This window comes from Puribacter membranae (assembly GCF_055380425.1).
In genome coordinates, this window is sequence record NZ_AP040167.1 from 376,820 (window position 1) to 402,879 (window position 26,060).

Annotated in this window: 24 protein-coding genes; 7 read left to right on the top strand and 17 right to left on the bottom strand. The window is 51.3% G+C overall.

Going from position 1 to position 26,060, the window contains the following annotated elements:
- Positions 1 to 2 precede the first annotated feature (2 nt).
- From ACZ41M_RS01745 to ACZ41M_RS01760, 4 genes are all read right to left on the bottom strand, one after another.
- Positions 3 to 908, bottom strand: a complete 906-nt coding sequence (locus tag ACZ41M_RS01745; protein WP_464730571.1) for a UbiA family prenyltransferase — start codon at positions 906 to 908, stop codon at positions 3 to 5.
- Positions 909 to 938: 30 nt separating this feature from the next.
- Positions 939 to 2,276: a sodium:proton antiporter NhaD gene (gene nhaD, locus ACZ41M_RS01750; RefSeq protein ID WP_464730570.1), complete on the bottom strand. Its 1,338-nt coding sequence runs from the start codon at positions 2,274 to 2,276 to the stop codon at positions 939 to 941.
- Positions 2,277 to 2,346: 70 nt separating this feature from the next.
- Positions 2,347 to 3,015 carry a carbonate dehydratase gene (gene can / locus ACZ41M_RS01755; RefSeq protein WP_464730569.1) on the bottom strand — a complete coding sequence of 223 codons (669 nt, stop codon included), beginning with the start codon at positions 3,013 to 3,015 and terminating at the stop codon, positions 2,347 to 2,349.
- 21 nt (positions 3,016 to 3,036) lie between these two features.
- Positions 3,037 to 4,533: a helicase HerA-like domain-containing protein gene (locus ACZ41M_RS01760; RefSeq protein ID WP_464730568.1), complete on the bottom strand. Its 1,497-nt coding sequence runs from the start codon at positions 4,531 to 4,533 to the stop codon at positions 3,037 to 3,039.
- A 225-nt stretch (positions 4,534 to 4,758) separates the two neighbouring features.
- On the opposite strand from ACZ41M_RS01760, the gene ACZ41M_RS01765 reads away from it, so the two are divergent.
- The 4 genes from ACZ41M_RS01765 to ACZ41M_RS01780 all read left to right on the top strand — a co-directional run bounded on the left by ACZ41M_RS01765 (position 4,759) and on the right by ACZ41M_RS01780 (position 8,012).
- Positions 4,759 to 5,487, top strand: coding sequence for a YebC/PmpR family DNA-binding transcriptional regulator (locus tag ACZ41M_RS01765; RefSeq protein WP_464730567.1), 729 nt, complete (start codon positions 4,759 to 4,761; stop codon positions 5,485 to 5,487).
- 166 nt (positions 5,488 to 5,653) lie between these two features.
- Positions 5,654 to 6,325 (top strand): IS1595 family transposase, encoded by a 672-nt coding sequence (locus ACZ41M_RS01770; RefSeq protein WP_464729991.1) that lies wholly within the window; start codon positions 5,654 to 5,656, stop codon positions 6,323 to 6,325.
- A 51-nt stretch (positions 6,326 to 6,376) separates the two neighbouring features.
- Positions 6,377 to 6,670: an ElaB/YgaM/YqjD family protein gene (locus ACZ41M_RS01775; protein ID WP_464737478.1), complete on the top strand. Its 294-nt coding sequence runs from the start codon at positions 6,377 to 6,379 to the stop codon at positions 6,668 to 6,670.
- A gap of 196 nt (positions 6,671 to 6,866) precedes the next feature.
- Positions 6,867 to 8,012: an alpha-hydroxy acid oxidase gene (locus ACZ41M_RS01780; RefSeq protein ID WP_464730565.1), complete on the top strand. Its 1,146-nt coding sequence runs from the start codon at positions 6,867 to 6,869 to the stop codon at positions 8,010 to 8,012.
- Between the two features lie 9 nt (positions 8,013 to 8,021).
- On the opposite strand, the gene pyrF is transcribed toward ACZ41M_RS01780, so the two are convergent.
- From pyrF to ACZ41M_RS01795, 3 genes are read right to left on the bottom strand one after another with little or no spacing between them, the layout of a single operon-like run.
- Positions 8,022 to 8,876, bottom strand: coding sequence for an orotidine-5'-phosphate decarboxylase (gene pyrF / locus ACZ41M_RS01785; protein WP_464730564.1), 855 nt, complete (start codon positions 8,874 to 8,876; stop codon positions 8,022 to 8,024).
- Positions 8,877 to 8,881: 5 nt separating this feature from the next.
- Complete coding sequence (locus tag ACZ41M_RS01790) at positions 8,882 to 11,263, bottom strand: patatin-like phospholipase family protein (protein WP_464730563.1); 2,382 nt, start codon at positions 11,261 to 11,263, stop codon at positions 8,882 to 8,884.
- Between the two features lie 14 nt (positions 11,264 to 11,277).
- Positions 11,278 to 12,093: a sulfite exporter TauE/SafE family protein gene (locus ACZ41M_RS01795; RefSeq protein WP_464730562.1), complete on the bottom strand. Its 816-nt coding sequence runs from the start codon at positions 12,091 to 12,093 to the stop codon at positions 11,278 to 11,280.
- A gap of 573 nt (positions 12,094 to 12,666) precedes the next feature.
- Here ACZ41M_RS01795 and ACZ41M_RS01800 point away from each other — a divergent pair.
- The 3 genes from ACZ41M_RS01800 (at position 12,667) to ACZ41M_RS01810 (ending at position 17,134) form a co-directional block, all read left to right on the top strand.
- Positions 12,667 to 14,322, top strand: a complete 1,656-nt coding sequence (locus ACZ41M_RS01800) for a phosphoethanolamine transferase (RefSeq protein ID WP_464730561.1) — start codon at positions 12,667 to 12,669, stop codon at positions 14,320 to 14,322.
- 163 nt (positions 14,323 to 14,485) lie between these two features.
- On the top strand, positions 14,486 to 15,367 hold the full coding sequence (gene htpX / locus ACZ41M_RS01805) for a protease HtpX (protein ID WP_464730560.1): 882 nt from the start codon (positions 14,486 to 14,488) through the stop codon (positions 15,365 to 15,367).
- Between the two features lie 198 nt (positions 15,368 to 15,565).
- Complete coding sequence (locus ACZ41M_RS01810) at positions 15,566 to 17,134, top strand: subtype B tannase (protein ID WP_464730559.1); 1,569 nt, start codon at positions 15,566 to 15,568, stop codon at positions 17,132 to 17,134.
- 95 nt (positions 17,135 to 17,229) lie between these two features.
- On the opposite strand, the gene ACZ41M_RS01815 is transcribed toward ACZ41M_RS01810, so the two are convergent.
- From ACZ41M_RS01815 to ACZ41M_RS01860, 10 genes are all read right to left on the bottom strand, one after another.
- Complete coding sequence (locus ACZ41M_RS01815) at positions 17,230 to 17,790, bottom strand: hypothetical protein (RefSeq protein WP_464730558.1); 561 nt, start codon at positions 17,788 to 17,790, stop codon at positions 17,230 to 17,232.
- A 76-nt stretch (positions 17,791 to 17,866) separates the two neighbouring features.
- Entirely contained in the window at positions 17,867 to 18,205 is a 339-nt protein-coding gene (locus ACZ41M_RS01820; RefSeq protein ID WP_464730557.1) for a rhodanese-like domain-containing protein, read from the bottom strand.
- 2 nt (positions 18,206 to 18,207) lie between these two features.
- Complete coding sequence (gene aspS, locus ACZ41M_RS01825) at positions 18,208 to 20,007, bottom strand: aspartate--tRNA ligase (protein WP_464730556.1); 1,800 nt, start codon at positions 20,005 to 20,007, stop codon at positions 18,208 to 18,210.
- A 73-nt stretch (positions 20,008 to 20,080) separates the two neighbouring features.
- Entirely contained in the window at positions 20,081 to 20,860 is a 780-nt protein-coding gene (locus ACZ41M_RS01830) for a DUF502 domain-containing protein (protein ID WP_464730555.1), read from the bottom strand.
- A gap of 47 nt (positions 20,861 to 20,907) precedes the next feature.
- The gene (locus tag ACZ41M_RS01835; protein WP_464730554.1) at positions 20,908 to 21,165 is read right to left on the bottom strand and encodes an FmdB family zinc ribbon protein; all 258 of its coding nucleotides are present in this window, start codon (positions 21,163 to 21,165) and stop codon (positions 20,908 to 20,910) included.
- A gap of 189 nt (positions 21,166 to 21,354) precedes the next feature.
- Positions 21,355 to 21,735: a bactofilin family protein gene (locus tag ACZ41M_RS01840; RefSeq protein WP_464730553.1), complete on the bottom strand. Its 381-nt coding sequence runs from the start codon at positions 21,733 to 21,735 to the stop codon at positions 21,355 to 21,357.
- A gap of 43 nt (positions 21,736 to 21,778) precedes the next feature.
- A complete protein-coding gene (locus ACZ41M_RS01845) occupies positions 21,779 to 22,642 on the bottom strand; it encodes a M23 family metallopeptidase (RefSeq protein ID WP_464730552.1) in 864 nt (287 codons plus the stop codon).
- 252 nt (positions 22,643 to 22,894) lie between these two features.
- Positions 22,895 to 24,160, bottom strand: coding sequence for a transcription termination factor Rho (gene rho / locus ACZ41M_RS01850; RefSeq protein WP_464730551.1), 1,266 nt, complete (start codon positions 24,158 to 24,160; stop codon positions 22,895 to 22,897).
- A gap of 304 nt (positions 24,161 to 24,464) precedes the next feature.
- Positions 24,465 to 24,788, bottom strand: a complete 324-nt coding sequence (gene trxA, locus ACZ41M_RS01855; protein ID WP_464730550.1) for a thioredoxin TrxA — start codon at positions 24,786 to 24,788, stop codon at positions 24,465 to 24,467.
- Positions 24,789 to 24,968: 180 nt separating this feature from the next.
- A complete protein-coding gene (locus ACZ41M_RS01860) occupies positions 24,969 to 25,943 on the bottom strand; it encodes an OmpA family protein (RefSeq protein WP_464730549.1) in 975 nt (324 codons plus the stop codon).
- Between the last annotated feature and the right edge of the window lie 117 nt (positions 25,944 to 26,060).

The window sequence follows — 26,060 nt, forward strand, 5'->3', positions numbered from 1 at the left end:
ATTTAACGTGCGCCGTTGTGAGAAACCAGTAAAACTAAACTCAAAATTACACCATGCAAGAGTGCCGCGAGAATGGTCAAGCGAATCGCTTTTGATAGTTGCGCCGGTTGGTGTGCATTGCGCCACAGCTCGGTAAAGGCCAATAAACTGAAGGCCATCGGCATGAGCGCCAGCAAAGCCGACAGTGGCAAATGCTGCCCAAGCACCATCAGCGCGAGCCAGCCGTAGCCTGCCAACAACAATGCCAAATAGCCCCAACGTGCGCGCAGCAATCCCAAACGCACGATTACCGTGTATTTATGTGCGACGCGGTCGGCACGAATGTCAGGGAATTGATTGATGTACAAAATATTCGCGACCAAAAAAGCCAAGCTCAGTCCGACCACCAGCGGCGTGATTGAAAACGCATGGCGTTGCACAAAATCCGTGCCGATCACCACCATCAGCCAGCCGCTGATGATGCCCAACTCGCCCAAACCACGGCTTTGCAGTTTTAAGGGCGGTGCAGAATACGCCCATGCGCACAGCAGACCGACCAAACCGATCAGCAGCAAACCTGAGCCACTTTGATGCGTCAACCACAAACCCACCGGAACCACGCTGGCGAGCAGAGCATAACCAAACACACCGATGGTCTTTTGACTCAAAATACCGTTCTGAATCATGCGCGAACCACCGGTGAAAGGCGTGATGCGGTCAGATTCGGCAGCGTCGCAGCCATTGAGCGCATCGTAATAATCGTTCACCACATTGCCTCCGGCGTGTGCCACCAAGGCAAACAGCAAGGTCAGGATGGCATTGCCCGTATGGATCGGCACACCATCCCAGACGGCGCCAGCCAAACCCAACAAAACCGCGACCAGTGTCACGCTCAAAAATGGCAGACGCGTTGCGATCAATAAACGCATGAAACTACTCTCAGGTAAAGCAGACATCTTTTAATACCACCCCAAATAAATGAATTGAAAATACCATACGATGAGCGACACGATATAGCCCGCCAGCACCGTCCAGCCCAGCTTCATGTGTGAGCTAAAGGTATAGACGCCTTGCATCTTGCCCATGACACCGACACCGGCGGCGCTACCAAAGCTGATGAGAGAACCGCCAATGCCCGCTGTGAGCGTCACCAACATCCATTGGGCGTGGTCGATGGTTGGGTTGGCCTTTAACACCGCCGACATCACCGGTACATTATCGACAAAAGCGGATAAAAAGCCAACGCCGATATTGACCCACGTTGGGTTGATTTGCTCGTAAAAATGCGCCGCATAGGTGAGAAAACCGACAAAATGCAGGGCGCCGACCGCCGCCAGAATGCCGAAAAAGAACAGCAGTGTGTTGTTCTCAATCTTACTCATCATTTGAAAAATATTCACATCCTGTGCGTGGCGGCGTTTGAGCACATAAAAATACAACTGCAACAACGCCAGCCCGAAAAGCATGCCCCACATAGGCGGCAGGTGCAGTACCTGCTTGCCCAATACGGCGAACGCCAAAGTCAGCGCGCCAAATAGAATAATCATCTTGCCGCCTTTGAGCACCTGCGTTCTTTCGGCCAACTCCGGGTCGCCGTCACCGAGCGGATCAATGTCGGGCACGAAACGGCTGAGCAAAAACGCCGTGGTCAACCAGCCCAAAAATGCCGATGGAAACAGCGCGAGAAAATCGACGAATTCACCTTTGCCTGCCGTCCACACCATCAGCGTGGTGATGTCGCCGAACGGACTCCATGCGCCGCCGGCATTGGCCGCGACCACCACATTGATGCCGCTGGGCACGAGAAAGGCCTTGTTTTTGCTGTCGATGGTCAGCAAAACCGTGGACAAAATCAAAGCCGTGGTCAGATTATCCGCGACTGGTGAGATGAAAAACGCCAGCAGACCGGTAATCCAAAACAACTGCGGATAGCTGTATCCACGCGCGATCAGTTTGGTTCGCAGGGCGCGAAACACACCGCGCTCGATCAGTGCCTCGATATAGGTCATCGCCACATAGAGGAAAAAGAAAATCTGCGCGATTTCCAAAATTATTTCGTTGACTGCGTGCTCAAACGGCGTCAAGTCCAAACCGTGCCAGACATAATAAAGACCGATCAGGATGAACATAAAGGTACCGATGAATAGGGCGGATTTGGCCTTATCGATGTGGTAGCGGTCTTCCGTGGCGATGAAATAATAGCCTGCGACGAAGATGAATAATAAAAACCAGCCAAACGGCTGGTTAACCAAACTAACGGCAGTGTGTGTGGTGTTTTCTACGGTAGAAGCGTTCATTATTGTTTTAGGTGTAGCGGATAAAATGTTAAAGGGATGAATCGACCCATTTCAGCGTAGGATTCGGGGTTTACGATTGAGCCATGCGCTGAAATACCGTTTGGGATTGCTGCTGCAAATGATCCAAGCTGGAAACCTCTAAGCCCAGTGAGTGCAGCAAACCATCGTGCAGGTCGTACACCCAGCCATGAATAGTGACGCTTTGTCCACGCTGCCAAGCATCTTGGATAATCGTGGTTTGTGCGGCACTGAACACTTGGTCGATGACATTGAGCTCGCATAAGCGATCCAAGTTGGCTTTTTCATCCGTGGTGCTGAGCAGGGCGTGGTACTTGGCCTTGGTATCGTGAATATGGCGCAACCAGTTGTCCACCAGTCCGACGCGGCGATTATGAAATGCGGCGGCAACCCCGCCACAGCCGTAATGGCCGCAGATAATGACGTGTTTGACTTTGAGTACGTCCACGGCGTATTGCAATACGGACAGACAATTCAAATCGCTGGGAACGATGATGTTGGCAATATTGCGGTGGACAAAGACTTCGCCCGGTTGCAAGCCAATCAGCTCGTTTGCCGGTACGCGTGAATCGGCACAGCCGATCCATAGGTACTCGGGGCTTTGCTGCTCGGCCAATTTGCTGAAAAAGGATGGCTCGTTCTGAGTGGTCTTCTGCGCCCATTGACGATTATTCGTAAATAAATGGGACAGGCTGTTATCAACTTGTAATGGTTTACTCATGGTGACCTCTTTGCTGGGTTATTAACGACGTTTGGAGCCGAACAGGCTGCCTAAAATACCGCGTGTGATTTCACGGCCAATATTGGAGCTGGCGGCACGAATCATGCTTTTTGCGGCGGATTCGAGCAGTGAGTCATTGCGCGAAGAGGATTTTTTCTTCTTGTCGTCATCGCTGCCAAAAATACTGCCGAAAAAGCCGCCTTCGTCCTCTTTTTGCGCTTCTTCAGCGGCTTTGGCGGTTTCTGTGGCGCGTGCTTGCAGTTTTTCGTAGGCCGATTCGGCGTCAACGGTTTGCTCGTACACACCGGCGACGACCGATTGGCGGATCAATTGTTTTTGTTCGTCCTCTGAGGCAGGCCCTAAACGTGACGGCGGCGGAATCATGAACACGCGCTGCGTGATGTTCGGACGGCCTTTTTCATCCAGCGTCGAGACGAGGGCTTCGCCGACGCCCAACTCGGTGATGACGGTTTCGATATTCAACTCAGGATTTTCGCGCATGGTGGTCGCGGCGACTTTGACCGCTTTTTGATCGCGCGGCGTGAAGGCGCGCAGGGCGTGTTGAACGCGATTGCCCAATTGACCCAAAACGGTGTCGGGAATGTCGATTGGGTTTTGTGTGACGAAGTACACGCCGACGCCTTTGGAGCGGATCAGGCGCACGACTTGCTCGATTTTCTCCAGCAATACTTTCGGCGCGTCGTTGAACAATAAATGCGCTTCGTCAAAGAAAAACGCGAATTTGGGCTTGTCCACGTCGCCCACTTCGGGCAGACGCTCGAATAGCTCGGACAGCATCCACAGCAAAAAGGCGCCGTACAGTCGCGGCGACTGCATCAATTTGTCCGCCGCCATGATGTTGATTACGCCTTTGCCGGACACGGTTTGCATCATGTCGTCGATATTGAGCATCGGCTCGCCGAAGAACTGATCGCCGCCTTGGCTTTCCAAGGTCAGCAAACCGCGCTGAATTGCACCGATGGAGGCGGCGGAGACGTTGCCATAGTCGGTGGTGAATTGCTTGGCGTTGTCACCGACGAATTGCAGCATGCTGCGCAGGTCTTTCAAATCCAGCAGCAGCAATTGATTGTCATCGGCGATTTTAAACACCATGGTCAACACGCCCGCTTGTGTGTCGTTCAAATCCAGCATGCGTGAGAGCAGTAGCGGCCCCATGTCGGAAATGGTCGCGCGCACCGGATGGCCTTTTTCACCGAATACATCCCACAGCGTGGTCGGTGCGCCTGCCCAGTTCAGCTCAGGCAGCCCCAAGTCCTGTAAACGGCTTTTCACTTTGTCATTGTCACCGCCGGCTTGCGAAATCCCGGTCAGATCGCCTTTTACATCCGCCATGAATACCGGCGTGCCGAGGTCGGAGAAGTGCTGCGCCAAAGCTTGCAAACTTACGGTTTTCCCCGTGCCGGTTGCGCCCGTGATCAGGCCGTGGCGGTTACCCATTTGGGGCAGGAAAAAGACCTCTTGCGTGGATGATTTCGCGATAAGGATCGGTTCGGACATGCTGTGCTCCTGTGTCTGGAATGTGGTGGGAACCTGAAAGGTCATAACGCGACATATACCGTTCATTGGGTTTTACGGCGCGTCTGTGATAAAATTCCACCGATTATAAACCAAGGCAGGGCTTCGCGGAATACGAAACCGCAAGCAAGCGTATGGCATCCATGCTATCCATTGCGCTTTTGCTTTAACTGATTGAAATTAAAAGAAAACTTAAAAAGGACTATCATGGCAGGACACAGTAAATGGGCCAATATCAAACATAAAAAAGCACGAGCCGACGCCACCCGTGGCAAGGTTTGGACGCGCGTGATCAAAGAGTTGCAAGTCGCGGCGAAAAATGGTGGTGGCGATGTAAGCGCGAATCCGCGTCTGCGTCTGGCGATCGACAAAGCCAAAGCGGCGAATATGCCGAACGACAACATCAAACGCGCGATTGACCGCGGCGTGGGTGGCGGCGACGGCGCCGACTACGAAGAAATCCGCTACGAAGGCTACGGCATTGGCGGTGCGGCGGTGATTATCGATACCATGACCGACAACCGCACGCGCACCGTGGCCGAGGTGCGTCACGCGCTGTCTAAAAACGGCGGTAATCTCGGCACGGACGGCTCGGTCGCCTTCATGTTCGATCATGTCGGGCAATTCATGTTCGCCCCCGGTATTTCCGAAGACGAGGTGATGAATGTTGCGCTGGAAAACGGCGCGCAAGACGTCATCACGGATGATGAGGGCGGCGTGGAAGTGATTTGCGATCCGGCGGACTACGAAGCCTTGAAAAATGCCTTTGAAGCCGCCAATTTGAGCTTTGAAGAGTCCGACATTACCATGCGTGCGCAAAACGAAATCGAATTGACGGGTGATGACGCGGTGAAAATGCAAAAAATCATCGATATGCTGGAAGATTTGGACGACGTTCAAGAGGTATATACCAACGCAGTGATGGATGTGGAATAAATTTAGCTAAATAGTTAAATACTTGTCATCCTGAAGGGCGAATCAGTTGTTAATGCCCGCGTCCGCATGAGCGGGGTTTTGCTAAAAGGAGCAAATGATGAGTGCATTTAAAGATGGGTCTTAGGAAGCAAACGCATTAAAATAAGCGCTAAGCTCTTGAGACCAAATGAAAAACAAGTACTTCAACCATTCAAAAATTAGCGAAGCAAAGTTTCGTCAGATTTTAAGGTATTTTGCTCTAGATTTAACAGCAACCGAATGTGCCGCATTAAGCGGTATATCCGTCCGTTCAATCAACAGCATATACCTCAAGATTCGTCGTCGCTTGGCGATTGTTTGCCAGCAAGCCTCACCGCTTAAAGGCGAATTAGAAGCCGACGAATCTTACTTTGGTCCGCATCGAGTACGTGGTAAACGCGGACGAGGAGCTTCAGGTAAAACCATCGTGTTTGGCTTACTCAAACGCGATGGAAACATCTACACTGAGATTGTGCCGAATGCTTCAAAAGCCAGTCTGCAAGCCATTATCCGCGGAAAAGCAGATATTAATAGTATCATTCACACCGATGGCTGGCGTGGTTATGATGGCTTGGTGGACATCGGCTTTGATAAACACTTTCGGGTCAATCACGGTGCAGATGAGTTTGTGAATGGTTCTAATCATGTAAATGGGATAGAATCATTCTGGAGTTATGCCAAACGTCGTTTGATGCAGTTTAACGGCGTTCCGAAAAACACTTTTTTACTACACTTGAAGGAAACTGAATTTAGGTTTAATCACCGTAAGACTGATTTATATAAAGTCATTCTTAAGTTACTTCGTGATCAACCTTTGTAGCATTCTGCTTCCTAAGACCCTAAAGATTTATTACAGCAGGCAGAAGCGTTGTTGCGTCAGGCGACCAATGGTTCGCAAAGCCAAGCGAGCGAATTGCGTCAAAACGCTGAGGAATTACTGGAAAAAGTGCGTACCAGTGGTCAGACCTTGCAGGAAGAGGCGGTTGATAAAGCCAAACAGGTCGGCGACGTGGCACAAACGTATGTTAAGGAAAACCCGTGGAAAGCCGTCGGCATTGCCGCCAGCTTGGGCTTGATGATCGGTGCGCTGATGCGCAAAGATGGTGAAGCCAAACCGGAGGGTGACAATCAGGTGATTGATGCACAGCCGCCGAAACTGAAGTAAATCAGCTTGATTGGGGTTCGGCTTCACGACGGTCGATTGTGATGCGACCTGTGATCTGATGAATGGTGCGAATGGTGAAAATCATTCGCACCGTTTTTTATACGGCTCGTCTGAGTCTTGCATCAGTGTGATGAAGACTTTATGATGACCTTCATTATCGAAACACAACTATTATTTAAAAGGTCGGAGGCTGTCCATGACGGTTATTACTCAAGTTGAAGATTTACGTCGTTTGGCGCAAAAGCGCGTTCCACGCATGTTTTACGACTATGCCGATTCAGGCAGTTGGACGGAATCGACCTACCGCGCCAATGAGGCGGATTTTGCCCGCATCAAACTGCGTCAGCGCGTCGCGGTGGATATGCGCAATCGCTCGAGCGCAACCACGATGATCGGGCAAAAAGTGGCGATGCCGGTGGCGCTGGCGCCCACCGGACTGACGGGGATGCAGCACGCCGACGGTGAAATTCTTGCGGCGCGGGCGGCGATGGCCTTTGGCGTGCCGTTCACGCTCTCAACCATGAGTATTTGCTCGATCGAGGATGTGGCCGAGCATGCGGGGCGCGGCTTTTGGTTTCAGTTATACATGATGAAAGACCGCGAATTTATGTCGCGTCTGATTGGGCGGGCCAAAGCGGCGGGTTGTAGCGCCTTGGTGCTGACCTTGGATTTGCAGATTTTGGGGCAGCGGCACAAAGATTTGATCAACGGATTGTCCGCGCCGCCAAAATTGACTCTGAAAAATATCGTGAACATGGCGACCAAGCCGCGCTGGGCTTGGGGGATGTTGCGCACCTCCCGACGTGGGTTTGGCAATATTGTCGGTCATGTCAGTGGCGTGGACGATATGAGCTCGCTCTCGACATGGACGGCGCAGCAGTTCGATCCTGCGCTGGACTGGGATGTGGTGCAGTGGGTCAAACAGCAGTGGGGCGGGCCATTGATTATCAAAGGTATTTTGGATGTGGCGGATGCGCGCTTGGCGGCTCAATCGGGCGCGGATGCGCTGGTGGTCAGCAATCACGGCGGGCGGCAATTGGACGGTGCGCCGTCTAGTATTCGGGTGCTACCGGAGATTGTCGATGCGGTGGGTTCGCAGATTGAAGTGCATTTGGATGGTGGTGTGCGCAGTGGTCAGGATGTGTTGCGTGCGCGGGCATTGGGTGCGCAGGCGGTGTACATCGGTCGGCCATTCTTATACGGTTTGGGTGCGATGGGGCAGGCGGGCGTGACCAAGGCGCTGCAATTGATTCATCATGAGTTGGATGTCACGATGGCTTTATGCGGCCATCGTGATATTGAGCAGGTGAATCGGGAGATTATTTACAGCATCGATTCGTAGTTTGTATGGTTATTGCGGGTGACGTAGCGCGTTGATGGCCTCTTGGGTCTCACGCGCTATTTTTTGTGCGGCTTGGGTGTAGTCTTCGTCGGCGCTGGCGTAGATGATGGCGCGCGAGGAGTTGATGATGACGCCGCTGCCGTTCGCGGTTTGTCCGGCCTGCATGGTGGCGGCGAGGTCGCCGCCTTGCGCTCCGATGCCGGGGATCAGCAGCGGCATGTCGCCGACGATGGCGCGTACTTGCGCGATTTCATTCGGGAAGGTGGCGCCGACGACGAGGGCGCATTGACCATGGGTATTCCATTCGTTGGCGACTTTGTGCGCGACGATTTGGTACAGCGGTTGGCCGTCGACTTTGAGAAATTGTAAATCGCTGCCGCCCGGATTGGAGGTGCGGCACAGGATGATGACGCCTTTGTCGGCGTAGGCTAAGTAGGGTTGTACCGAGTCAAAGCCCATGTAGGGATTGACGGTGACGGCATCGGCTTGGTAGCGCTCGAACGCTTCGATGGCGTACTGCTCGGCGGTGGAGCCAATGTCACCGCGCTTGGCATCGAGAATCACGGGAATCTGCGGATGTTTGTCTTTGGCGTGGCGGATGATGTCTTCGAGTACGCTTTCCGCGCGATGTGCGGCGAAGTAGGCGATTTGCGGTTTGATGGCACACACATACGGCGCAGTGGCGTCGATAATTCCCACGCAAAATTCGTAAAACGCTTGCTCAATGGGTTTGTCACGCAGATGTGTCGGTAGTTTTTCAGGGCTGGGGTCAAGGCCAACGCACAGCAACGAGTGATTGGTTTGCCAAGCCTGTTGCAATTGTGGGATAAAGCTTTTGGTGGTGCGGTGGGTGGATGGTTTCATGATCTTTACCAGTCGGAGAAGGTTCTGCCCAGATAGAAATAGAGGTTGGCATTGCCGCTGCGGGTAATGCCCAAGCCCAGTTGTGCCGGGCCGATGGGCGTATTGATGGCGCCGAACAGGCTGGCGGACATTTTCAGTCCTTTGCTGCTGATGTCGTCGGTTTTTTCCCAAGTGTTGCCAATTTCCAAGGAGGTACCGAGAATCAGCGGTTTATTCAACATTTTCCACGGGCTGATGTAGCGGTAGGATACGCCGGTCAGTGCGAGGTAGTTGCCGACGAATTGGTTTTGTTCGTAGCCGGATAGGCGATGGTAGCCGCCCAAATGGTAGGGCGACAGGTAAACGCTGCCCGGATTGTTTTGACCGGCGGCTTCCAAACCGAATGCGACTGAATGGCGTGGGTTCAGACGTTTGGCCCAGAGTGCTTTGATGCCGGCTTGAATAAAGCGTTTGTCATCGTCGTCGGATTTTTTCGGTGCGATGCGGCCATAGGCGCGTAAGAAGTAGCCATCGGTCGGGATGTATAAATCGTCCAGTTGATCCAAGGTGATTTCGGCGTCTACGGTGAAGTGTCGTTGTGTTTCTCCGTGGATGAGTAAGTTCGGGTTGGTCAGATTGCTCGCGAGATGCGCACGCTGCCAACGGGCACTGATGCCCCATTCGCCTTTGTCCCCCAGCGTTTGTCCGAGCATGAGGCTGGCATTTTGGCGATTGACGTCGTATTCGCTGGCCGCATCGTTTTGGTCGGGCAGGTAGGCTTGGTTGTTGCTAAAGCCAAAATTGAGTTGCGGTCGGATGAACCAATTTTGACCGTAGTTGAGCGGTTGGTTGAACAGGGTGGTGATGTCGGTGTTTTTGCCCAAAGTCACGTAGCTGCGCCATTCCGCGCCCCAACGGTTGAGCCAGACATTGCGGTGGGACAGATGCAGTGCTACGTTTTGTTTGGTCAGATTGCTGGTTGCCAGCTCCAAACCGGCGCTCACGGCCTTGCTGGCAGTGTCTTTTTCTTGGACGTAATACACCAGTTCGTACGCATTGCCGACCGGCTGAATGTCGTAACGCACCGATTCGATGCGATCCACGTTCATCAGTTGGCGAATGTCTTCGTCCACCAAGTTCATATTCAATGGTTTGCCTGCTTGATGAGTGACTTTGCGGCGCAACGCTTCGGGGTTGGCGATGCCATTGGTCTGTACGCGCACGAAGCTGATGAGTTTGCCCGGCTCCGGTTGTACTTCGTGCTTGGCCATCAGGCTGTTGTACTGCTGAGTCGGTACGGACAATGTGGCAACCTGACGCGATATTTTCGGTTCGTGCATGGTTTTGACGCCGTAGTCTATCGCTTCGTTGATCCGATTAAATTGCAGATTGCCGATGTCGCCGACATCCACCGGAATGTAGACGTCTTGTTTGCCCAAGGTTTTAACTTCATCGGTGACATTGCGCTGTACCAAGATGCTCAGTAATTGTTCAGAGACATTCACCACATTTTTGATCTTTTCTTTGGGCAACAGGCCGGTGCCGACATTGACGGCAATGATGCGGTCTGCGCCCATCTGGCGCACAACGTCAATCGGTAGATTGCTCGCGACCATGCCGTCAACCAGTAAGCGGCCATCCATTTCAACCGGTGCAAACACAGCGGGGATGGACATGCTGGCGCGCAGTGCTTCGGCCAGTTTGCCTTTGCTCAAGACGACTTTTTCGCCGGTGGCCAAATCGGTGGTGACGGCGCGAAATGGAATTGGCAGGCGGTCAAAATCGATGTTGTACGGATAGTCTTTGAGAATTTCGCGCAGGGCTTGCTCGACTTTGCCGTCTTGCATGACCGATTGCGGCAGGGCGACCACGCCTTCGCGCGTGATGCTCATGTCCACCATGCCGTTGCCATAGTACTCATTGGCGCGGGCGAATTGGGTTTGGCTGCGGCGACTTTGGCGTTCATAGAGGATTTTGTCAAAGTCCATGTCCTTGACGCGCTGTTCGATTTCGTCCAAGCTCATACCGCTGGCGTACATTCCACCGATGAGCGCACCGGCGCTGGTTCCGGCGATGTAGTCAATCGGTACATGCTGCTGCTCCAAAGCGCGCAGTACGCCGATATGTGCCAAACCGCGTGAACCGCCACCTGAGAGTGCCACGCCGATTTTCGGGCGTTGGGTCTGTGCTTCTTGATGGTTTGGTCCTGGCTCGGATGAGGAGGGGGAAACGGCTGCAATGGGTGCAATAGGCATCGCATGGGACGGCTGGACATCCGTCGGCCGGTCTGTAGACAACGCATCCGCGCTGTCCTGCGCCCATGCATTTGCCGAGAGCGCACCTGCGCTGATGATGAGCGTCAGTAAAATCCGGTGGCGCAGAGCGGTTTTGGGTAGAGTTGACTTCATCGTTCAGGCTCCGATCATTGCTTCGTAATCGTATACAACATGTGCAAACCCAATGCCAGCAGCAGTGTGGCGAATACCTTTTTGATGGTGGCAACCGGCCATTTTTGTGCCGCGCGCGCGCCCAAGGGTGCAAACAATGCGCTGGTCAGCACCACGCCGAGTACCGCAGGCCAGTAAATATAGGCGATGGTGTGTTCGGGCAGTCCGGGGACATTGTAAAAACTGATGAGATACCAAAGTACCCCGCTCAAGGCAATTGGAAAACCGAGTGTCGCCGATGTGCCGATGGCGCGGCGCACGGGCGTATTGCATGCGATGAGAAAAGGTACGGTGATAAAGCCGCCGCCGGCGGAAATCAGTGTGGAAATACTGCCGATCGCGGTACCCACCCCGAATAACCAGCCGGAGCCGGGCAAGGTGCGTGCGGGTTTTGGTTGTCCACCAAACGACATGCTGTATGCGGTATAAAAGGTAAAGGCGATGAAGATGATCCGCAGAGGCGTGGTTGGGATCAGATGCACCAGATACGTTCCCAGCAAGGTACCCAAAATAATGCCCGGCAGAATTCCTTTCACCGCAGACCATTCAACGTTTTGGTGTGCGACGTGCGAACGCATGCTGGAGAATGAAGTGAATAAAATCGTGGTGGTCGAGGTAGCGAGGGCGATTTTGTGCAAATCGGGGTGCTGCATACCGCTGGCAGCCAAAATGATGGTGATGAACGGTACGGAAATCAGGCCGCCGCCGACGCCCAAAAGTCCCGCCATGAATCCGGCCAAGCAGCCGAGCAGGGGGTAACACAACCACAACCAATTAAAATCGTCCACCATGACCTCGAATGATTAAGAAGAATGATTCAGATTAATGCAATGCAAATGTTTGGAAAATACAGAGAATACTGAATATTAGGGTATTTTTGTTCTGGAGATGTTGTTTACGCGGGTATTTCGTGGCAAACAGACAAAAAAATTCCCGCACCATTCGTTGAGCCTAACCCTTGAACCTTGCGGTTCAGGGTGCTGTAATCAATTAAGCTTCGGGTTCATCTGACTAAGAGACGCTCACACCAGCTTAATGCTGTTTCACAGCTAAAGTACATTATTGGTTCAAAGAGCTACGGCGAATAATCGCGAATGGCGCAGGAACGCCTGTATTATAGCAGAATTCGATGGCTGGCCGATGCCTTATTCGGATGTGTCGCTCGGTTTTGTGCGGGGCAGTCGTCCATTTTATCTTCAGACTTTCTTCAGGCATTTCGGGTATTATGCGAGGCTTGAAAACGGGTCGACATACATTGGGGAAATAGGGGACATATCCCTGTTGATAATGATTATTTTGCTATGCGACTTGTGGAGACCTTATTTCATCGGTCACGGCGATGAAAATAACAATAACGTTTCAGGATGCACGCTTTGAATTTCACCATCATCAAACAATTTTTTTTCGGACGAAACACGTGGCGAACCCAGCAGTTGGTTGGCTTGATCGCTTTATTTCTGACCGCACTGACGAATTCGGCTTTTTTGGCGCATGTCAAACAGGTGTATTACCCGCAGAACGTTGGCTTTGTGGTGGCGCTCATGGTGATTTTGTTTGCGCTCAATTATGTGCTGTTGTCTTTGGTGAGTATTCGTCACACGGTGAAAATCGTCGGTGCGCTGATTTTGGTGCTGTCCGCCGTGGTGGCCTATCACATGGACACGTTTGACGTGGTGATTGATAAGGTGATGCTGCAAAACGTGGCGGAAACCCAAACCCGCGAGGTACGCGACTTACTAACGCTGAAATTCGCGTTGTACACAGTGTTTTTGGGTATTTTGCCCGCGTGGTGGTTGCTGCGCCAAAAGGTCGAGCGCACCAGTGTGCTGCGTGGCTTTGGGTCAAAACTCAAAGGTATGATTGTGGCCTTGATTGTGATGGCGGCGGCGATTGGTATGTTCAATAAAGACATGGCGTCCTTTGTACGCGAGCATAAAGCCGTGCGTTTTTACACCAATCCGCTGACCTATCTGTATTCTGCGGGACAATTCGTTGCCAGTCGCTTTGCTGACCACAGTGTGCATGTTGAGCCGATTGGCATGGATGCTAAAATCGTGAAACAGAGTGGTCACCGCACTTTAAGCATTCTGATCGTCGGCGAAACTGCGCGTGCCGATCATTGGTCGCTCAACGGTTATTCGAAATTGACCAATCCGCTGTTGTCCAAAGAGCCGAATTTGGTGAGTTTCTCCAATATGTCCTCGTGCGGAACCAGCACCGCGGTGTCTGTGCCGTGTATGTTCACCAATTTTGGCCGTGAGGGTTATAGCCAGAAAAAATTCAATAGCACCGAAAACGCGCTGGACGTGCTTAAACGTGCCGGAGTCGAGGTTTTGTGGCGCGACAATAATTCCAGCTCCAAAGGCGTAGCCGACCGCGTGACCTATGAAGACTACCAAACGTCGAAAACCAACACCGTTTGCGAAGGGGGTAAGGATGGCGAATGTCGCGATGAGGGTATGTTGGTCGGTTTGCAAGACTATATCAACAGTCGTCCCGACAAAGATATTTTGATTGTGTTGCACACCATGGGCAGTCATGGCCCCGCCTATTACAAGCGTTATCCAAAACAGTTTGAGCATTTCACGCCGACTTGCCAAGACAATCAGCTTGAAAAATGCAGTCAAGAGTCTATCAGCAATGCGTTTGACAATACCATCGTCTATTCGGATTATGTGATTGCCAAAACCATTGAGTTACTCAAAGCGAATCAAGACAAATACGATACCAGCATGATCTATATGTCTGATCATGGTGAATCCTTGGGTGAAAACGGCGTGTATCTGCACGGTATGCCGTATGCCATCGCGCCAAAAGCGCAGAAAAATCCGGCGGCGGCGATTTGGGTCGGGCCGAAAGGCTTTCATGGCGTAGCGGTGGATAAGCTCAAACCTTTTGCCGACAAACCTCTGTCACACGACAATTTGTTCCATACTTTGTTGGGTAGTTTTGAGGTGCAATCGGAGGTATATAAACCCGAACTGGATATTTTTTACATGGCTGGAGCGCGTGGTTATTAAATTTTGAGTCTGACTGCTTTTGACTATTGAAAAATCGTTTCTCATCCCTATTTCCTGCACAGTGATCGGTTTTAATTCATAATCTGATTGTTGTGAGCGATTTTAAGTGACGCGACAGATACAAACCTTTCCATTTCACCGACTTTTTTCGAGAGGATATGCCGTGAAACGAATTTTCTTATTTTTAATGACCAACATTGCCGTAATGGTCGTCATCAGCTTGGTTTTGAACCTGCTGAACCTTAATGGCGCTTTATCCATGCGCAATGGCGATATTATGGGACTTTTGGCCGCTTCTGCGGTGATCGGTTTTACCGGCTCTATCATTTCTCTGTTACTGTCCAAGCGTATGGCCAAGATGTCGGTCGGCGCGCACGTGATTGAACAGCCGAGTAATGAGGTGGAACAGTGGTTGGTTGAAACTGTGCGCCGTCAAGCGACACAGGCCAATATCGGTATGCCCGAAGTGGCGATTTATGATTCACCTGATGTCAATGCTTTTGCAACCGGCGCGAATAAAAACAACGCATTGGTTGCCGTCTCCACCGGTTTGCTGCGCAGCATGTCGCGTACCGAAGCCGAAGCCGTATTGGCGCACGAAGTATCACACGTGGCCAATGGCGACATGGTGACTTTGACTCTGATTCAGGGCGTGGTCAATACCTTCGTGTTCTTCTTCTCGCGCATCATCGGTAATTTGATTGACCGTGTGGTGTTTAAAAACGAAGACGACGCGCCGGGACCTGCCTTCTTTATCACCAGCTTGATTGCACAGATTTTCTTGGGCTTTTTGGCCACGATGATCGTCATGTGGTTCTCGCGTCAGCGTGAGTTCCGCGCAGATGCAGGCGGTGCGCATTTGTCCGGTCGCCAAAACATGATTAATGCCTTGAAACGCATTCAAGCCGCACACGAGCCGGAGCATACGCCGGAAAAAGTGGCTGCTTTTGGGATTTCGGGCAAGCGTGGCGGTATCATGCGTTTATTCATGACCCACCCGCCGTTGGAAGAGCGTATTGAGCGCTTGCAACAAGCCACACACTAATCCATAGGCAAAAAAGTCGAATGTTTCATTAAGCCGCTGTTTTTACAGCGGTTTTTTATTGCTCAAATCACAACTTTACAATTATTTACAAACTTGCGAAAAACGCTGCTGTAAAATCGATTTCAGAGTGGGCGTGCGGCGTATTTTTCGATGCGCTTGAGTAGCGTTTTGGACGTAGACAGAGAGAAAGGGTGTGGTATGAACTATCTAAAACCGATTTTTGCTTTAACTTCGATGATGGCTTTGGGTGTGGCGTATGCTGCCGATTCACCTACGGGCGCGTCGCCTGCGGGTGCTCCTCCGGGTGGCGCAGGCGCTGCGCCGCCGATGATGGGCTCGCAGCTACCCGTGCCGAAACCGGGAGTGTATGGTTTGAATTTTGATGCGAAAAACTATACGGTGAAAAGCATTGAAGTGGGTGGCAAAACCGTTCAATACCGCGCGTTTGAAAACATTGTGTATGTCACGCATCCGGTCGATACCAAGTACCAACGCATGAATGTGTATGTGCCAGAAAGCTACTACGAAGACAAAACCGTTGGCCGCTTTAGCGCGCAAACTGCGCCGATTTTCTTCCCGAATTCTGTCGGCGGCTATATGCCGGGTGATCCGGGTAGCCCGGGGTTGGATCGAGAGGGTAAAGATGCAAATGCGATTGCCGTGGCCTTGTCCAAAGGTTATGTCGTTGCGGCGCCCGGTGCGCGTGGACGCACAACAAAAAATGATGCGGGACAATACACTGGCAAAGCCCCTGCGGCAATCGTCGATCTGAAAGCAGCGGTACGCTATCTGCGTCACAACGACAGCATCATGCCGGGGGATGCTGAAAAAATCATTTCCAACGGCACCAGCGCGGGCGGTGCCTTATCCGCCTTGCTGGGGGCGAGCGGTGACAATACCGATTATGAACCGTATCTGAAAGCCATTGGCGCGGCCAAGGCGCGTGACCATATCTTTGCGGTGTCCGCGTATTGTCCGATCGCTAATCTGGAGCATGCCGATGCGGCGTATGAGTGGCAGTTCAATGGCGTGAACGATTACAAAAAAATGGTCATGTCGCAAATGATTGACTGGCGCATGGAACGCAAAGAGGTACAGGGTACATTGACCGCCGAGCAAATCAAGGTGTCGGATGAGTTAAAAGCCTTGTTTCCGAACTACGTCAACAGCCTCGGGCTGAAACGCGCGGATGGCACGGTTTTGACCCTGAATCAGCAGGGCGATGGCAGCTTTAAGGAATACGTTAAATCCTATGTATTGGCTTCTGCACAAAAGGCATTGGATAGTGGCACTGATTTATCCGGCTTGAATTGGTTGACGATTAAGGATGGCAAAGTCACCGATTTGGATTTCAAACAGTATGTGCAATACACCATGCGCATGAAAACGCCACCTGCATTTGATGCGCTGGATTTGAGCAGTGGGGAGAACGATTTATTTGGTACGGCGACGGTTGCGGCCAAACATTTCACCGCGTATGGCATGAACAATGGCTCGGCAAAGGGTACGATGGCCGATGCGCAAGCCATCAAAATGATGAATCCGATGAGCTATATTGGCGCGAAGGATGCGAACAATGCGCAACACTGGCGCATCCGTCATGGTACGATTGACCGCGATACCTCGCTGGCCATTCCGGTGATTTTGGCCACCAAATTGCAGCAAAGCGGCAAGCACGTCGATTTGGCATTGCCGTGGAATCGCCCACACAGTGGCGATTATGATTTGGATGAGTTGTTTACATGGGTTGAGCAGATAACGCGCTAATTAAATAACACGAAAAAACCGCTGCGATTTGCAGCGGTTTTTGATTGATAAGCTGAGCGTTGATGCTTCGCCGAGCTTATTAAGCACAACCCTTATTAAGCACAACCCTCGACATACTTGACTGAAGGCAAGAGTCCCGAACGAATTTCAGTAATGCGCCCTTTACTTTCCTCCAGCACAAACGCCGAGCGTCGATCAGGTGCGGAGAGGGTTAGATAATGACCTGCTTCGTCATATTTGTGTTTGGTCACAACCGCATTCGGATGGCGCTTGAGTATTTCTGCGCTGCTCATGTTGAATGTGACATTCAGGCTGTTCGGCAGGTTTTGGCGTAGGTCGGCGCGAGTAATCACGTCGTTTTCCACCATAAAAAGAATATTTGGATAGCGAGTAAACGCCACATACGCGCATCCGCGCTCTTCGGGGGCGATGGGTTGTTTCATTGAGTCGCGCAAGGCTTGAGGCAACTGGCTCAGTTTTTCACCAAACTGAATGTCACCATAACCCTGCATGGACAAAGTTGGTGCAGCAGGAATGGGCTGTGTTTGAGCGCTTGGGTATTGGGAGCCGGTCGTACATGCCGTAAGGCCGATGATTGAGCATACGGCCGCAATCATCGGGCGCATGAGGGTGTTGGTATGTTGTTTGGGTTGCATGGCAAACCTCCTTAAATGAAAACACCATCTATAGCAGATGGTGTGGTTTCATTATAGGCTTTTGTGCGCGGTGATGTCAGCGAACGAGTGATTTTCCTATCAATTGCGCGGTTTCGTGCGCCGTGCCGCCATTGATCACATGGCTGTAACCCAATTGCATCAAGGCAGTGCGTGCATAGGCCGAGCGCATACCCGAGGCGCAATACAGCACCAGCGTATGCGACTTATCGTTTAAAGCATCCAAAGCGGTCAAATTTTGCGGCGCAATCGCTTCCACCGGAATATTCAACGCGCCTTCAACATGCCCCATAGCAAACTCGGCAGGCGAACGCACATCAATCACCAGCGTGTTGTCCGGTAACGGTTCGCTCGGCGTTCCGCGCATTTGCGCTTTGAGCTGATCAAACACACTCATGCTCAGTCCTTTTTGACCTCAATATTGGCTTGAACATTGCGCAGGCGAATGTGCAGTTCGCGCAATTGTTTTTCGTCCACCGGCGATGGTGCTTGCGTGAGCAAACATTGCGCGCGCTGGGTTTTCGGGAAGGCAATCACGTCGCGGATGGATTCTGCCCCCGCCATCATAGTGACGATGCGATCCAAACCGAAGGCAATACCGCCGTGCGGTGGCGCGCCGTATTGCAATGCGTCGAGCAGGAAGCCGAATTTGGCTTGTGCTTCTTCCGCGTCGATGTTCAATGCACGGAATACCTTGCTTTGTACTTCCTCGCGGTGAATACGCACCGAGCCGCCGCCGATTTCCCAACCGTTCAATACCATGTCGTAGGCTTTGGCGATGCACAGCCCCGGATTGGTCGAGAGGTAGTCTTCGTGGCCGTCTTTCGGTGCGGTGAACGGGTGGTGGCAAGCAACCCAGCGCTTGGCTTCGTCGTCGTATTCAAACATCGGGAAGTCAACCACCCACAGTGGTTTCCAGTCGCCAGAGGCCAAGCCTTTTTCGTGGCCGATTTTGATGCGCAATGCGCCAATCGCGTCGTTCACCACTTTGGCGCGGTCTGCACCAAAGAAGATGATATCGCCGTTTTGCGCGCCGGTGCGCTCCAAAATCGCTTTCAAAGCCTCATCACCGATGTTTTTCACGATCGGCGATTGCAGGCCGTCACGACCGGCGGCGACGTCATTGACCTTGATGTAGGCCAGACCTTTCGCGCCATAGATACCAACGAACTGGGTGTAGGCGTCGATTTCCGAGCGTGAGATTTCCGCGCCATTCGGTACGCGCAGTGCCACCACGCGGCCGTCTTCGAGGTTTGCAGCCGAATTGAATACTTTGAACTCAACGGTTTTCATCACGTCGGTCAACTCAGTGAATTGCAACGGTACGCGCAAATCCGGTTTGTCCGAGCCGTACAAATGCATTGCATCGGCGTAGGTCATGGTCGGAAACGGATTGGCCAACTCAACGTTCAATACCTCTTTGAACACGCCGCGAATCATGTTCTCAAACAACCCGCGGATGTCTTGTTCGCTCATGAATGAGGTTTCAATATCCACTTGGGTGAATTCGGGTTGGCGATCCGCACGTAAATCTTCGTCACGGAAACATTTGACGATTTGGTAGTAACGATCGTAACCCGCGATCATCAGCATCTGTTTGAACAATTGCGGTGATTGTGGCAGGGCGAAAAACTGACCGTCGTGTACGCGTGAGGGCACAAGGTAGTCGCGCGCGCCTTCGGGCGTGGATTTGGTCAGCATCGGTGTTTCGATGTCGATGAAGTCGTTCGCGTCCAAGAATTTGCGAATTGCCATCGCGGTGCGATAGCGCAGTTTCATATTGTGCTGCATTTGCGGACGACGCAGATCAAGCACGCGGTGCGTCAGGCGGGTGGTTTCCGACAGGTTTTCTTCGTCCAATTGGAACGGTGGCGTCACCGATGGGTTGAGGATTTCCAGTGCGTCGCAGACGACTTCGATTTCGCCTGTTGGCAGTTTTGCGTTCACCAAAGCAGCATCGCGTGCCACCACATGGCCGGTGATTTTGACGCAAAATTCGTTGCGCAAAGACGAAGCCAATTCAAACATCGCGGCATCATCCGGATTGCACACGACCTGCACCAAGCCTTCTTTGTCACGGACGTCGAGGAAAATCACGCCACCGTGGTCGCGACGACGGTTAATCCAGCCGCCTAAAGTAACGGTTTGTCCAACGTTTTCACGGGTCAATTGACCACAAAAATGACTGCGCATGCTCATACTGAATGTCTTTCTATACGTTCAAAAATAAAGGGTTGCTGGGTGTTTGGGTGTTGCATCAAATCATTCGCCATCAATGATCGGTTTTACTTTGTTCAGAGGTTGAGGTATTCGGTGCTCGACTTTCATTTGTTTCGTCCAGTTGTGCCAAATCCTTGAGTTGTTCTTGAATCATCTCGGCATTTTTAGCGTTGGCTTTTTTGCCGGGCGATTTTTCATTCGGATCAACCACGCCCATCGAGATGATGTATTTGAGGGCTTCGTCCACGCTCATGCTCAATTCGATTACTTCCGAACGCTTCATGATGAGGAAAAAACCGGATGTTGGGTTCGGTGTCGTCGGTACATAGACGCTCACGCATTCTTCCGGTAGATGGCTGCCGACTTCGCCCGACGGTGTGCCGGTTTGAAAGGCCACCGTCCAAACGCCTGCGCGTGGATATTGTACCAAAAGTGCTTTGCGAAACGCTTGTCCGCTGCTGGAGAATAGGGTGTCGGAGACTTGCTTGACGCTGCCGTAGACGCTTTTGATGATGGGAATGCGAGACAGCCCCGAATCCATGACGCGCAAAAACCATTGTCCGAGGAAGTTAGCCGCCATCATACCGGTGAAAAACAGCAGCAGAACGACCAAAATCACGCCAAGGCCGGGAATGTCTTTAACTTTGGAAAACTCATCGGCCAATGCGGTGGGTAAAAATGCGGCAATCGCATCAATCACGCTGGCGAAAATGCCTTGCAAAATGCCCATCCCCCATGCGATGACGGCAATGGTGATGATGACCGGAACCCAGACCAGAACGCCTGTGACCAGATATTTGCGGATTTTTGCACTGCTTAAGTCAAATTTCATTATGTGTTCAATCGGGGTTGATGATGCTTTTTATTGCGGCTCTTATTTTAGTGAGCGGTACAGCTGCTGGCACACGCCGGTGGCGGTGTGTCGTTGGCTTTGGCTTCATTCACCGCCGGACAAGTGCCCGCGAAATCGGTGGTGTACCAGCCGGAGCCTTTGAGCTGAAAGCCTGCGGCGGTGATTTGTTTGCTAAACGTTTCTTGTGAACAGGCAGGGCAGGTCGTCAAAATCGGATCGCTCAGTTTTTGCAAAACGTCTTGTTGATGACCGCATTGCTGGCATCGATAGGCGTAAATCGGCATGTCCTGTATTCCTCATGATTCAAAAACAAACACCACATCGGTTCTCAGACATGATCTCCCAAGCAAAAGCCCATGAAATTCGCGTCTATACGGATGTGGTAAAGCATTCGGCATTATACGGTGAAAGTCGCTTTTTGACAACGCGCTCATGCGGTTGTGGCGAGGTAGTGGCTTGAATGAACTCAGGTTTTATGCGGATTTCGCGTTGGCCGATGGCGTTTGCATGGCGACTGTGCCTTGATAGACCGCACCGGGCTCCACTTGCAGGATGTGCGCTTCGATATTGCCATAAATCTGCGCGGTTTGCTTTAACTGCAATTGGTGCGCATGAATGTTGCCATCCAAACGACCAAACACAATCAAGTCGGTGCAGTGTATATCGCCTTTGACATGACTTTTTTCGCCAATGATGACGCTGCCTTCGATGTTCAAATTGCCTTGAATTTCACCGTCAATTTTGATGGAGTCTTTTGCACTGATGTTGCCTTCAATGCGACAACCCTCGCCGATAAGGGTGCTGATGTTGGCATTGCTGATATTCAAGTCTGCTGTTTTTTTATTGTTGAACATGATGTTTGGATGATGCGTGATCGCTACGTGATTGTTACGTAATTTATTGCGTTGCAAGGGTTAAGAATTGTTCCGGATCAATCGGCATACCGTTTTTACGAACTTCATAGTGCAAATGTGGGCCGGTGGAGCGGCCGGTTGAACCGAGTTTACCGATGATGTCGCCAGAATTAACCGTTTGGCCATTTTTCACATCAATTTCAGATAAGTGTGCAAAGAGAATTTCGTAACCGCTTTTCAAACTGATGCGCACGACCTTGCCATAGCCGTTTTGTACACCGGCAAAGTTCACCACGCCGCTGGCGGTTGCGGCAACCGGATCGCCAGTTTGACCGCGAAAGTCTAAGCCAGAGTGTGCTTCTGCTCCGGCTCCGGAGAATGGATTCGCACGCGAGCCAAAGGTGGAGCTGATTTCCGTAGGCACTGGTGCGCCGAGTGGGGTGGCTTTGAGTGCCGCCAATAAATTTTGTGTGTCTTGCGCATAGCTGCCCATGAATGGCACCGGTGCAGAGACTTTCAATACGACAGGACCACCCGCCGCATCATTCGGCTTTCCCAGCTCTTCTCCTTTTTTCGCAGGGACGGTGTATGCGCCGCGCTCTTGCAAATAATTTTGCAGTTCTAAAACGGCTTTTTCCGATTTTTTCAGTTCGGTCAATTTGGCATTGACCTCGGCTGAGGTGAAGTTTTGTAAATCGGTGACTTGCTGTTGCAGTTGTGCGTTTTGTTGTGTGGTGTTGTGGTGCTTGTACAGCAGGGTGGCAAAACCGGCGCCGAGCGCCAGTGTGGTGATACTCAAACCAATAATGGTGGGTTTGATGTAGCGCAGCAATTTGGCGTTCACTCGCACCATTTTGGTTTGGTTTTGCTCAATAATCAGCACCGTTGAACGGTCTTGTTTGGTCATAATGAAATGCCTCAACAATGTAATCTAATCGCTTGTTATTGCACCGATTAGTGTGTTGAATTCTATAAAAAACACTGCCGTTAACGGGAACGGGCAGACGGAAAATGGCGCGATTGTAAAACAAATATGACCGAACGTTTGTGAATATTTGTAAAGTTAAACGTTCGGTTTTACTTTGAAATAGTCTAAATCTAATTAAAAACAATCAATTAGACTGACTATTTAAAGTATTTTATTTAGAAATTTGCTTGCTTACTTGCCACTGCGCATCATCATATCGAAAAATTCTGCATTATTTTTGGTCTGGCGCATTTTATCCAAAATAAACTCCATCGCGGCGATGTCGTCCATCTCGTACAGGAATTTGCGCAGGATCCAGACTTTTTGCAGCACGTCCGGTTTGAGCAACAATTCTTCGCGGCGTGTGCCGGAGCGGTTCAGAGAAATGGTCGGGTAAACGCGTTTTTCGGACATCTTACGATCGAGCAGCAATTCCATATTGCCCGTACCTTTGAATTCCTCAAAAATTACGTCGTCCATGCGTGAGCCGGTGTCAATCAATGCGGTGGCGATGATGGTCAAGGAGCCACCTTCTTCGATATTGCGCGCGGCGCCGAAGAATCGTTTTGGACGTTGCAAGGCGTTGGCATCCACACCGCCGGTCAATACTTTGCCGGATGAAGGGATGACGTTGTTATACGCACGTGCCAGTCGGGTGATGGAGTCGAGCAAAATCACCACGTCTCTGCCTGTTTCGGCCAGACGTTTGGCTTTTTCAATTACCATCTCGGCTACTTGTACGTGACGCGTGGCCGGCTCATCAAAGGTGGAGGCGACTACCTCACCTTTGACCGAGCGCTCCATTTCGGTTACTTCTTCCGGGCGCTCGTCAATCAGCAGGACAAATAAGTTGATGTCTGGGCGGTTGGCGGTAATGGCGTGGGCAATATTTTGCAGCATCACGGTTTTACCCGATTTGGGTTGTGCGACGATCAGACCACGCTGTCCCAAGCCAATTGGCGCGATCAGGTCAATAATTCGGCCAGTGATGTTTTCTTCAGCGCGGATGTCGCGCTCCAAGGGCAAGAGTTTGTTCGGGTGAATCGCCGTCAGGTTTTCAAACATGATACGGTGTTTGGTGTGTTCCGGTGGCAAGCCATTCACTTTATCCACTTTGACCAGGGCAAAATAGCGTTCATTGTCCTTCGGTGTGCGCACCTCGCCCTCAATGGTGTCACCGGTGTGCAGATTGAAACGGCGAATCTGCGCCGGGGAGATGTAAATATCGTCGGTGCTGGCTAAATAGGAGGTGTCGGGCGAGCGTAAGAAGCCAAAACCATCCGGTAATACTTCCAACGTACCGTCACCAAACACCGCTTCACCGGATTTCGCGTGGCGTTTGAGGATGGCGAACATGAGCTCTTGCTTGCGCAGGCGGCTGGCATTTTCGATGCCCAGTTCCAGAGCGTTATCAACCAGTGCTTTGATGGGTAATGATTTGAGTTCGTTTAAGTGCATAGTAGTGTTGGGTCTTTGGAGGTAGAAAAGAATGACGCGAATGATTCAGCGAGGCCAAGCATGAGCCGATGCGCAGGGAGTTAAGCGATTCTAATAGTCGGTGTTGTATCGGAATGAGCTGGCGAAAGATTATCGGGACGTGTTTGCTGCAATTGTGTGATCAATTGCGAAGAACCGTGTACTCGATGTGATGTGATCCGTTGCCTGAGAAGTCTTGCTTTATAAATTGAGATCTATAAATCGATGGGGCGGATTATGCCGATTTGAGCCTTGTTTGTCAAATCGGCATCGTGCAGGGTGGAAATTAGATGTGGCTGTCGATGAAGGTGGCCAATTGGGATTTGCTGGCGGCGCCGACTTTGGTACCCATCAATGTGCCGTTTTTAAACAGCAACAAGGTTGGAATGCCGCGAATGCCGAATTTGGCCGGAGATTCTTGGTTTTCATCGACGTTGACTTTAACGATGCTCACTTTGCCTTCGTAGTCTGCAGCCAATTCGTCCAGAATCGGAGCGATCATTTTACAAGGGCCGCACCATGCCGCCCAAAAATCGACCAATACAGGTACGGAAGATTGCAAAACATCGCTTTCAAAAGTAGCGTCGGTAACTTGTTTGAGTGAGCTCATGGTTTCGTCCTTGTGTTCAATTTAAATGAATGCTATTAAATGGCTGTTATGTAGGTGCAATGAAGTCCGCAAAGCGTTTTTCATAATGACAACAGCCATATGAAGCAAAAAATGGTTTTTTCAAGTGCGCACATTTTAAACTGTTTTTTTAAAACGTGTTGGCCTTGCGTGTTTTGAAACTTATTTGCTTAAGCGATATTCGATGCGGCGGTTTTTCAGACGGCCTGTTTCGGTGTCGTTGCTCGCCACCGGTACGGATGAGCCGTAGCCTTTAGCGCTGATCAATTCAGCCGGAACCTCTTGTTTGACCAAGAAATCGCGCACTGCTTTGGCACGCTGTTCGGATAGCTTTAGATTGTTGGCTTCGTTGCCCACATTGTCGGCGTGACCGGAGACCTCAAAAGCGACTTTTTTATCCTTGAGCAAGACTGCGGCTTTTTTCAAGATGGCTTGATTTTCCGCCGGAATTTGGCTCGAACCGCTGGCAAAGTTGATGATCTGCATATTCATGGCGTTCAAAATCGCTTGCGCGTCGGAGTTGGCCGATAGGTTGTCCATCGCGGAGAGCGCGTTGCTGTTGGCGGTTTTGACATTGCTGGCAATATCCAAAGCTTTGACGGTGGTGCCATCACCGACGAATTCGATCAGATTGTTTTTGAGTGAAATGGCGGTACCGGAGAGCGTTAAGGTGTCGCCGTTTGCAGTCAATTCAGCGCCGGGTAATTTGAAAAAGCCAAAAAAGCCTTTGAGATGATCCAGCCATTTGGCTGGTTTGATTTGGTCATTGACGGTGAGGTTGTTGGTGTAGTGACCATCGCCGAATGTGGCGCGCAATTCGTTGTCAATACTCATTTTGATTGCTTCGCTCGGGACGCTGCCGCTGATCGTGAAGTGATTTTGGGCATTGGATGCGGTTAAGTTCATGGCGGCAAGAGCAACGGCGGCTTTGGGCTTTTCAGCCGGTGCGGATGTGGGAGCGGTGGTGGCGGGCTTACCGCTTGGAATCGGTTGATTCAGAGTCGTTCCGCCGCTGAGTAATAGCCAAACCAGCAGGGCGCTAACCGCTGCACCGGTCCATTGAGCGAGGTGTGGCACATCATTGAATAAAGTTTGCGTGCTGGATTTTTTGCTGTTGGTTGGGGTATTTTGATTCATATTTAAACTCTTTGGGTTGCAGATGGGTGAATCGAATCGTTGTGTCGTCCATAAGTGGCAATCAGTACCCACTATACGTATCAACAAGTGCCAACAATCGAATAATCGTGATGACAG